7 protein-coding genes are annotated in these 10,836 nt (G+C 29.8%); 2 read left to right on the plus strand and 5 right to left on the minus strand.

Translation table 11 applies throughout. From position 1 onward, the window contains the following. Window positions 1-2,560, minus strand: a 2,560-nt coding sequence (locus tag GQ540_RS08610; protein ID WP_291800075.1) for an alpha/beta hydrolase, incomplete at its 3' end; no start/stop codon positions are given. Window positions 2,561-2,819: 259 nt separating this feature from the next. Between GQ540_RS08610 and GQ540_RS08615 the strand changes: the two genes are divergently transcribed. Then, window positions 2,820-5,042, plus strand: a complete 2,223-nt coding sequence (locus GQ540_RS08615; RefSeq protein ID WP_291800077.1) for a multiheme c-type cytochrome — start codon at window positions 2,820-2,822, stop codon at window positions 5,040-5,042. A 26-nt stretch (window positions 5,043-5,068) separates the two neighbouring features. On the opposite strand, the gene GQ540_RS08620 is transcribed toward GQ540_RS08615, so the two are convergent. The 4 genes from GQ540_RS08620 to dnaN all read right to left on the minus strand — a co-directional run bounded on the left by GQ540_RS08620 (window position 5,069) and on the right by dnaN (window position 9,657). Then, window positions 5,069-6,151 carry an AI-2E family transporter gene (locus tag GQ540_RS08620; RefSeq protein ID WP_291800079.1) on the minus strand — a complete coding sequence of 361 codons (1,083 nt, stop codon included), beginning with the start codon at window positions 6,149-6,151 and terminating at the stop codon, window positions 5,069-5,071. A 25-nt stretch (window positions 6,152-6,176) separates the two neighbouring features. Continuing rightward, window positions 6,177-7,880: a gamma-glutamyltransferase gene (gene ggt, locus GQ540_RS08625; protein WP_291800081.1), complete on the minus strand. Its 1,704-nt coding sequence runs from the start codon at window positions 7,878-7,880 to the stop codon at window positions 6,177-6,179. Continuing rightward, entirely contained in the window at window positions 7,877-8,470 is a 594-nt protein-coding gene (locus GQ540_RS08630) for an acyl carrier protein phosphodiesterase (protein WP_291800083.1), read from the minus strand. Before GQ540_RS08630 ends, ggt begins: the two co-directional genes overlap by 4 nt. A 71-nt stretch (window positions 8,471-8,541) precedes the next feature. Then, window positions 8,542-9,657, minus strand: coding sequence for a DNA polymerase III subunit beta (gene dnaN / locus GQ540_RS08635; RefSeq protein WP_291800085.1), 1,116 nt, complete (start codon window positions 9,655-9,657; stop codon window positions 8,542-8,544). 307 nt (window positions 9,658-9,964) lie between these two features. On the opposite strand from dnaN, the gene GQ540_RS08640 reads away from it, so the two are divergent. Next, window positions 9,965-10,836: PIG-L family deacetylase (locus tag GQ540_RS08640; protein WP_291800087.1), on the plus strand; the 872-nt coding region annotated here is incomplete at its 3' end.

Below are 10,836 nucleotides of genomic sequence, written 5' to 3' on the forward strand. Positions count from 1 at the left end.
CAATTGTTACTATAGCAGAAGCAGAACTACTATTACCATTTACATCATTTATTGTTAAATTAACTGTATTTGGACCAATATTAGCACAAGTAAAATTTGTAATATCTAAAGAAGATGTTGCTATTGAGCAATTATCAGTAGAACTATTATTTATTTGGTTTGTTGTTATTGTTGCCAAACCATCAGCATCTAACTCTACCGTAATGTTTTGTGTTAAAACTGTTGGTGCTTCAGAATCAGCAATTGTAACTGTAGCTGTTTTAGAATTGCTATTACCATTTGCGTCATTTACAGTTAATGTAACTGTATTTGAACCAATATTAGCACAAGTAAAACTAGTAATATCTAAAGATGATGATGCTATTGAGCAATTATCAGTAGCTCCATTGTCTATTTGATTAGTTGTTATTGTTGCCAAACCATCAGCGTCTAATTCTACGGTAATGTTTTTTGTTAAAACTGTTGGAACTATTGAATCCTCAATTAAAACTATTGCAGTAGTTGAAGCGCTACCGCCTTTATTATCTATAACTGTTAAATTAACTGTATTTTCTCCAGTATCTTCACATGTAAAATTAGTAACATCTAATGAGTAACTTGCAATTCCCCCAGCACCTGTTGAACTGTTATCAATTTGATTTGTTGTTATTGTTGCTAATCCATCAGTATTTAATTGTACAGTTATATTTTTTGTTATTACTGATAAAGTTGTAGTAGAAAAGTCACCAAATTCAATGTCTGTTGCCATATCTGTACATGTGACAGAACCGTCGCTTGCCCAGTTTATAAAAGTCCAATTGCTTTCAGTAAAAACACCTCCATTAGGTTCACTTCCATCATTTCGCTTTGCAACTCCGTCAGCATAATTCCAAGGGTTATTATGATCACCTGTCGCACTCACATCACTACCATCTCCAAATTTATCTATTACAATTCCGCTATTATCGGTTATTCTAACGGGGTCGTTTCCTGTTAACCACATATTTATAATTTTTTGAGGTAAAGAAGCGCCTGGTGGGTACATGTTTTCAAACACAACCTTATTTGAGCCTGCAGCATCATGCATTATATAAAAGAATGTATTTGTTAATTCCCCTAAGCTTGAAAGTATAGTTTGATTCCAAACACCTCCAACATCACCATTAGTTTGTACCTCTATATTCCAACCTGTGAAATTAACCGTTCCATTAACATACATTTCAATCATTTTAGGTCTACCTCCAGCTGCAGCTCCAGAGCAATCAGCATTAGATACACCGTCTATAACTCTTGTAATTGTTACTGCATTTGGATATACAATACATCCATCACTATCTACTGTTGCCCCTGCAGGAGTTTCTGGGCACAAATCAGCTGTATTTAATACTCCATCTCCATCAACATCAGGATTATTTATAAGCTGTGCAAATCCATTTTCTTTTAAAAAATTAGCAAATTCATAGAGCGTATCTTCAAACTCATCTTTTGCGGCATTAAAAAAAGCATGCTCTTCACCTGGATATATAATTACTTCAGCTTGACCTCCATTATCATTTATTTTTTGCGCAAATAATGTGCTTTGCGTATAATCAATTGTAGTATCTGCATCTCCATGCATTAATAGAGTTATTGGAGGTGTAGTTCTTAAATTATAAAAAGTTGAGTTTGCAGCTGTAGATGGAATTTCTTGTTCATAAGCATTTCCCAATGCAAATGGTCCTATATTTTCTTGAAAATTATATATTCCATTAAAACCCACAAAAGCTTTGACTTCAGCATGTATTTGAGCCGTTAATGAAGCTAATGGTGTTCCTGCTGATCCTCCTTCAAAAAATGAATTATTTATATCTAAATTATATGTTGCTGCATTTGCAATTACCCATTGATAAGCTGACTCAATATCTTCCATAGCTTGAGCAAAAGTCCCATTAGAACCTGAACAACGATAAGCTATTCCAATGGTAGCTACTCCTAAATGTTTAGCTAAATAATTAGCTTGTGGTCCTACTTGAGCAAAAGAGTCGGTTTCTGTTCCGCCTAACCAACCTCCACCATGCACATAAAAGTGAATTGGCACCGGATTTACTCTATCAACTGGTAAAACCAATTTTAAAGGAATATTATGTGGTGTTCCATTATTATCTCTAGTTGCTATTGTTGGTATTAAGATTTCTTCAATTCCATAATCATTTCCAGAATCAACAATAAATTCAAATTCACTTTGAACGCCATTAAATTCATCTCCATTAATAGATTGTATACTATTAATTTTAATGGAAATTAAACTTCCTAAAGCCCAATCTGAATTAGGCGTAAATGTTAATGTATTTGAAGATGTTATTCCCCAAGAACCAGAGTCGTTTGCTAATACTTTATTTATCAATACATCTGGATATTGAATAATTGGTTGTGCAAAATCTAAATTAAAAGTAATAGAAATATTCTCTGAGATTAATAAGTTAGTAGTCTCTAAAGGAGTATAACTTTCAACATTAAAGTCAAGCAATACTTTCTTAATATTATCAGCTTTAATACCTAAAACAGAGAAAAGGAATAGTAATATAATTAAACGATTTTTCATAAAAGTGATTTTTAATTTACAAGAAAAATTTAATAAGTGTTAAATATACATTTATTTTTAAATGTCGAATTTACGTTTATTTATTTTAAATAACAAATATTTTGTTTATTTTTAGCCCTAACTTATATGCTTAACTATATTTAATTTGTGTTTTTTTTTGGAATAACTTTAAGATTGACTAATACAGGTAGTTTATCTTAATTGAAAATTCACCAAATTATATAAAGAAATAATGATTTACAATCTGTAAATTTGAACTATGAAGAAGGATAAAATCTTAAAAAGGGATGCGTTGTTTTCTAAATCAATTTATATATCTCTTTTTTCAATATTTTTAATAACCTCGTGTATTACAAAAGAAAAAGAAACTTATAGTACTCTAAATAATATTACAGAAGAGTCAAATTTTATAGGTAATAAAAGTTGTAAAAACTGTCATGAACAAGAGTTTGAGAGTTGGGAAAATTCACACCATGACCAAGCAATGAAAATTGCAAATTCTACTACAATTTTAGCTAATTTCAACAATGTAAGTTTTACTCATAATAATGTAAAAAGTAATTTCTTTATAAAAGAGAATGACTTTTATGTGAATACAGAAGGGCCAGATGGGAAATATTATGATTATAAAATAGTATATACATTTGGTTTTACACCATTGCAACAATATATTATTCAATTTCCAAATGGCGAGTATCAATGTTTATTAACTGCTTGGGATTCAGTTAAAAATAAATGGTTTCACTTACAGCCTAACTTAGAAATAAAACATAATGAATGGTTGCATTGGACAGGTGCTTCAATGAAATGGAACACCATGTGTGCCGATTGTCATTCAACTAATCTTGAGAAAAATTACGATAGTAAAACTGAAGTATATTCTACTTCATATAGCGAAATAAATGTAAGTTGTGAAGCTTGCCATGGACCTTCAAGTTCTCATGTGAATTTTTACGAAGCTAAAATTGAAGGGAAAAAACCACCAAAAATGGAGATGCCAAACTTTATGACTTCAAAAGAAGTTGTAGATAAATGCGCTAGATGTCATTCTAGAAGATCGCAATTCACAAAAAAGTTTGATTATACTAGTGAGTTTTTAGATCATTACAGTCCAAGTTTATTAATTGATCCAATTTATGAGTTAGATGGTCAAATTAAAGATGAAGATTACGTTTACGGTTCCTTTATTCAAAGTAAAATGTATCACAATGGTATTTCTTGTAAAGATTGTCATGATGTGCATTCATTAAAACTTAAAAAGACAGGTAATGACCTTTGTTTAAATTGTCACGTTCCAAAATATAATACTGCTGAACATCATTTTCATAAAGAAAAATCTGAAGGCGCTCAATGTATTAATTGCCATATGCCCGGAAAATTTTATATGGGAAATGATTTTAGAAGAGATCATAGTTTTAGAGTGCCACGTCCAGACCAAACCGTAAAGTATAATGTACCAAACGCTTGTAATACCTGCCACAAAGATAAAAGTGCCAAATGGGCTAGTGAATTTGTAAAAGAGAATTATGGAAGTGAACGTACTGACCATTTTTCAGACCATTTATTAAAAGGTTATTTTGAAGATAATATTGGATTTAAAGAGGTATTTACAAATAAAAAGCACCCAAATATTGCGAGAGCTACAGCTATTAATCAATATCAAATTACTTCAAAAAAAGAAATTGAAGAATTGATTGCTTATTTAAAAGACTCATCAGCGTTAGTTAGAAGCGAAGTGATTGCATCTATAGAAAAGTTGGGAGTTGATAATCATTACTCTAAAAATATTGCTCCGCTTTTAAATGATTCTATTAGAAATGTAAGAATTACTGCTGCTCGGTATTTTAATATGGTTGGAGAAGACATGGGCTTACATACTAATTTTAAGAAGGCTGATAAAGAATATTTAGAAGCATTGGATATGAATTCAGATTTTGCATCTGGTCAACATCAAATTGCACTTTATCACCAAACAAAGGGTGATACTATTTTAGAAATTAAAGCTTATAGGAAAGCACTTGAAATAGATAATTATTACAATATGTCTCGTATGAATTTAGCATTCTTATATTACCAACAAGGCAATATTAAGGAGTGTGAGAAACTCTATTTAAAAGTAATTGAACAAGAACCAGAATTTGGATCTTCCTATTATATGCTAGGTTTGTTATATAACGAAACAGGAAATATAAAAAAGGCAATTCAATTTTTAGATGCTGCTTGTAAAAAAGAACCCGTAAACCTAACCGCCTTTTATAATTATGCTTTAATCTTACAAAAAGAAGGTGAAAACAAAAAAGCTATTAGCATTATTAATGAAGGGTTGAAGCTAGCACCAAATTCAGAAAAATTATTATATGTAAAGTTGATTGGGCAGTTAAATTTAAACCTCTCTAACCAAGCTAAACAAACATGTAAATTACTTATTAATTTAGCTCCAAACAATAGAAATTATAAACAAATTTTAACAAGTTTAGAGTAATTTTAATAGTAGTAATTAAATTAAAATTATAAATCTTTAGTTAATGATTTAACAATTTTATTGTCTGATAGAAATGCTTTTAAAATCACTTTTATAGCGGTATAAGTTGGTACAGCAACTATCATTCCTGTAACTCCAAATAATACACCACCAATCATAATTATTAAAAATATTTCAAGCGGGTGCGATTTTACACTGTTTGAGAAAATTAATGGCTGACTTAAAAAATTATCTATTAATTGAGCAATTATGTAACCAATCATTACATAGATAGTAGTTGGTAAAATTTCAGTTTGAAAATCTTGACCAAGGTTACTACTCATACTTAAAAATAACATAATAAAGCCTCCAATTAGTGGTCCAACATAGGGAATTAAATTAAGTAATGCACACAAAAATGCAATAACCACTGCATTTTCAATCCCAAAAATAACCAATGTTAATGTGTAAATTATAAATAATATTGTTATTTGAAAAACCAAACCAATAAAATATCTAGACAATAAATTGTTAATAGTGGTTAACGATTTTTTTAATTTATTTTCACTTTTATCACTTACCATTACATAAATAGAATTTTCCATAATATGTGTGTCTTTCATAAAAAAGAACGTGATAAAAATTACTGAAAATAATCCAATACTAATATTTCCAACAGTTCCAATAATCGAATTTAATAGGTTTGGAATGGCTGTTACATTTTTAAATAAATCGGCATGTTTTAATTCGTTTAAAATATCAATGTCACGGGCTAAAAAATAATCGTTTATCTGATTTAATAAATTTTGAATATTAGATTGAAGTTGGTCAATGTTTAATAATGATAAATTTTCACCTTGCTTAACAATTAACGGAATAAACATACTTATTAGTCCGCTTAAAATCCCTAAAAATAAAAACATGGTTGAAATTACAGCCAATGTATTTGGAAATTTTAATTTCCGTTTTAAAAAACGAATAATAGGACTTCCAATTAGAGAAATAACGGCAGCGATTGCGATATAGATTATAATTGTTTGAACACTAAATAAAAAATAAAGTAGTATTAAAACGCCTATAATAATAGCTATAGCTTTTAGTATTCCGTTGGTAATAGTATTTGAATTCATAAGCGTATTTTATATGTAAATATAATTAAAATCCAGCTGCTTTATCATCTCCTCTATAATCTGCTCCACCTTCTAATTGCCCGTTAGGTAATACTAAAATAGCATCTACTTTTCCAAGTATTCTAGAGTTTTCTTGATTTATTTTATAGCCTTTTGCTTTTAATTTTTCAACTAAAATACTGTCAAAACCTTTAGGTTCTAAAGTAACAACATCTGGTAGCCATTGGTGGTGAAACCTTGGAGCATCTACAGCTTCTTGCATTCCAAAATTAAACTCATATACGTTTAAAATAGTTTGCATTACACTAGTAATAATTGTAGAACCTCCAGGTGATCCAACTGCCATAAATAGTTTATTATTTTTTTCTACAATTGTAGGCGTCATTGAGCTTAACATACGTTTTCCAGGTTCAATAGAATTTGCTTCAGCACCAATTAAACCAAACATATTTGGTTCTCCAGGTTTTGAACTAAAATCGTCCATTTCATTGTTTAGCATAAATCCACCTTCAGAAACATATACTTTTGAGCCATAAGCACCATTTAAAGTTGTGGTAGCAGAAATTGCATTTCCGTAGCTATCAATAATAGAGTAGTGCGTAGTTTCGTCACTTTCATAACCTGCAATATTTCCATGTGAAATGCTTGAAGATAATGTTGCTTTATCCCAAGAAAAATCTTCCATTCTTTTTTGAACGTAACTTGCTGAAATTAATGTGTCAATAGGTATTTGTACAAAATCAGGATCGCCTAAATAAAATGATCTATCAGCAAAAGCTCTTCTTTCAGCTTCAGCAATTAATTGAATTGATTTCACAGAATTATGTCCGTAAGTTGAAATGTCATAAGGTTCTAAAGCTTTAAATATTTGAGCATCACAAATTCCACCGCTAGACGGAGGAGACATAGATGTGATTTTTAAATCTTTATAAGTAAATTCAATTGGTGTACGCCATTTTGCTTCATAGTTATCTAAATCTTTTTTGGTAATAATACCGCCTATTTTTTGCACATAATTTACCAACATTTCAGCAGTTTTACCTTTGTAAAAACCATCTCTTCCATTATCTCTAATTCGTTCTAAAGTTTTAGCTAAGTTTAGATATTTTATGGTGTCACCTTCTTTCCATTCGGCATCTAAAATAATTTGAGTGTCGTTAACTTCAGAGAAGAAATGTCTGTATTTTGCTAATCTATCTTCTTGCTTTTTTGTTACAATAACACCTTTATTTGCTAAATCAATTACAGGCTGAATTAATTCAGAAATTGGTAATGTTCCAAATTTTTCATGCACTTTAAACAAGCCATCAACAGTTCCTGGTATTCCAATAGCCATAGATCCAAGTGTACTTTTACCTTTTATAACATCACCGTTTTCATCTAAATACATATTTTTTGAAGCTGCTAAAGGTGCCTTTTCTCTATAATCTAACGCACCAGTTTTACCATCATTTGTTCTATAAACCATAAAACCACCACCTCCAATATTTCCAGCAAACGGGTAAGCGACACATAAAGCTAATTCAGTTGCAACCATAGCGTCAAAAGCATTTCCGCCTTTTTGTAAAATTGCGACTCCTATTTTTGAGGCTTCTTCGCGTGCACTTACAACCATAGCACTGTCAGCTACAAATCCAAGTATTTTATTATTTTGAGTGTTTTTTGTTGAATTTTCTTTGCATTGAACAAATAAAAATATCAAAGTAATTATTGGAATAAGTTTTTTCATATTGAAAGTAATAATGTTGTTTTTTCTTCAGTGAATTGTTCTAAATCTTTAAAAAAGGAAGTGAAATCATCTTCCAGCTCGTTGTAATATAATTTTAAATCTTCAATGGCCAAATCCATTTTTGAAATTCCTTTGGTACGTTTGTTCATTCCTTTTAAAATTTGTTCAATACCTTCAATTGAAGCGTAAGCTTCTAACCAATTATATTGAATCATGTAAGGAAGAATTTTTTGAATTTTAGCAGGAAAAAGATCCACGTTTTTATCTAAAAATGAATACACATTTTTTGCATATACATTTAATGGAATTTCAGAGTAATTAGACCAATTTTTAGCTAAATAGTGATCGTATAAAATATCAATAATTACACCATCATAATGGTTGTAACGTTCATGTAAACGACGTTTACTTTTTCTTACAGTTGAGTGAGTATCAGTATAATTATCAATTTCTCTGTGCAATAAAATACCAGCTTTAATTTCAGTAGGGTAGTTTTTAAATTTATTTCCTTTTACAGCATCAGCAATAAAATTTCCAATAAGAATATTGTTATTGTTTTTTGAAAGGTATAAATGTGCTAAAAAATTCATAAAATAAATTTAAAACAATGATACAAAAAAATCCGCAGTAGCGGATTTTAATTTATATATTTTATAGCATTTTAGCTATTTAACATCACAGGCATTACTAGCATTGTAATATATTCACCTTCTTCAACACCATCAATTGGAGTTAAAATTCCGGCTCTGTTTGGTAATGACATTTCAATTAAAATTTCATTTGAAGTTAAATTGCTTAACATTTCAGATAAAAAACGAGAGTTAAAACCAATTTGTAAATCGTCTCCTTGGTATTCACAAACTAAACGTTCTTCAGCTTTGTTAGAGTAATCAACATCTTCAGCAGAAATATTTAATTCAGTTCCTGCCATTTTTAAACGAATTTGGTGTGTAGTTTTACTTGAGAAAATTGATACACGTTTTACTGAGTTTAAAAATGTACCTCTATCAACAGTTAACTTATTTGGGTTTTCCTTTGGAATTACAGCTTCATAATTAGGGTATTTACCATCAATTAATCTACAAACTAACACTACATTATCAAACGTAAATTTTGCATTTGCATCATTATATTCAATAGTTACATCACTATCTGAACCTGCTAAAATTCCTTTTAATAAAGTTAAAGGTTTTTTAGGCATAATAAATTCAGCAGCTTCATTTGCAAAAACATCAGTTCTTGCATATTTCACTAATTTATGAGCATCTGTAGCAACAAAAGTTAAACTATCTGTTGCAAACTGAAAGAAAACACCGCTCATTACAGGTCTTAAATCATCATTTCCGGTTGCAAATATAGTTTTTGAAATTGCTGTAGCTAAAATTGCACCAGGTATTACTGTGTTACTTGGAGATTCAATTGAAACAGCTTTAGGAAATTCGCTTCCATCAAAATAAGCCATATCATATTTACCTTGACTTGAACTAATTTCAATATTATTGTCTTCAGTTTTAAATGTTAGTGGCTGGTTTGGTAATGTTTTTAAAGTATCTAATAATAAACGTGCAGAAACTGCAACAGAACCTTCAGAGTCAGATTCAACATTAATAGTTGTAATCATAGTGGTTTCTAAATCCGAAGCCGAAATTTTTAATTCGTTTTGATTTAATTCGAATAAAAAATTATCTAAAATAGGAAGTGTATTACTATTGTTGATAACGCCACCTAAAACTTGAAGTTGTTTTAATAATTGGCTGCTTGATACTATAAATTTCATGTGTTTATTTTTTATTTTTTTTAAAGGTCACATGCAGTTCGCTTAAAATCATTCGCTTTGGAAAGATAGAATTTAGCATGCTCGTTTCATTTATTATTTTTTTAATGGAATGAATTACAAATATATTCTAAAAATGTTGTTATAAAAAAGATTTTTATCAACAGTTTTTTATTGGCTTAAATATCTAAATTTTAAGCACTAATTAGACTATTTTAAAAGTTATAATTATGTTAATTAGTAGTGTAGAAATTTGAAGTAGTTATTTTAATTTTATATTTGTTTTACCACTAAAACAATCAAATTTTATATGAAGAAACTACTTTCAGCTGTATTCTTATCTCTCTCTTGTTCATTTATTGTAGTTGCTCAGTCACCTAAAAAACCTACTTCTGGCGATATTTATCAATCAATTCAAAAACTTAATTTTTTAGGAACAGTTTTATATCTAGCTGCACATCCTGATGATGAAAATACGCGTTTAATTTCTTATTTTTCTAATGATGTAAAAGCACAAACAGCTTATTTAAGCTTAACGAGAGGTGATGGTGGACAAAATTTAATTGGTCCAGAATTAAGAGAATTGTTGGGTGTAATTAGAACTCAAGAATTATTGGCAGCTAGAAGAATTGATGGTGGACAGCAATTTTTTACTCGAGCTAATGATTTTGGTTATTCAAAACATCCAGATGAGACATTAGAAATTTGGAATAAAGAGGAAGTGTTAAAAGATATTGTTGCAGTAATAAGAAAATTTAAACCTGATGTAATTATCAACCGTTTTAATCACAGAACGCCTGGAACTACACACGGTCATCATACTTCTTCGGCAATGTTAAGTGATGAGGCATTTGGCTTGGCTTCAGAAGAATCTTATAAAACTCATTTAAAAAACGATGCTATTTGGAAACCAAAACGATTGCTTTTTAATACGTCGTGGTGGTTTTATGGAAGTCAAGAAAATTTTGACAAAGCTGATAAGACAAATATGTTAAGTGTTGATATTGGGACTTATTATGTGAATAAAGGATTATCAAATAGTGAAATAGCTTCGTTAAGTAGAAGTCAACATCAATCGCAAGGGTTTGGAAGTACCGGAACACGTGGAAGTCAAACTGAATATTTAGAATTTTTAAAAGGTGATTTTCCAGTCAATAAAAATGTTTTTGATGGAATAGATAC

This window comes from Lutibacter sp., assembly GCF_013139515.1.
Lineage (GTDB): Bacteria > Bacteroidota > Bacteroidia > Flavobacteriales > Flavobacteriaceae > Lutibacter.

Bases quoted from the DNA above. Each gene is read 5' to 3' on its own strand.
- GQ540_RS08615 (WP_291800077.1), top strand. From the start codon at position 2,820: ATGAAGAAGGATAAAATCTTAAAAAGGGATGCGTTGTTTTCTAAATCA.
- GQ540_RS08620 (WP_291800079.1), bottom strand. From the start codon at position 6,151: ATGAATTCAAATACTATTACCAACGGAATACTAAAAGCTATAGCTATT.
- ggt (WP_291800081.1), bottom strand. From the start codon at position 7,880: ATGAAAAAACTTATTCCAATAATTACTTTGATATTTTTATTTGTTCAA.
- GQ540_RS08630 (WP_291800083.1), bottom strand. From the start codon at position 8,470: ATGAATTTTTTAGCACATTTATACCTTTCAAAAAACAATAACAATATT.
- dnaN (WP_291800085.1), bottom strand. From the start codon at position 9,657: ATGAAATTTATAGTATCAAGCAGCCAATTATTAAAACAACTTCAAGTT.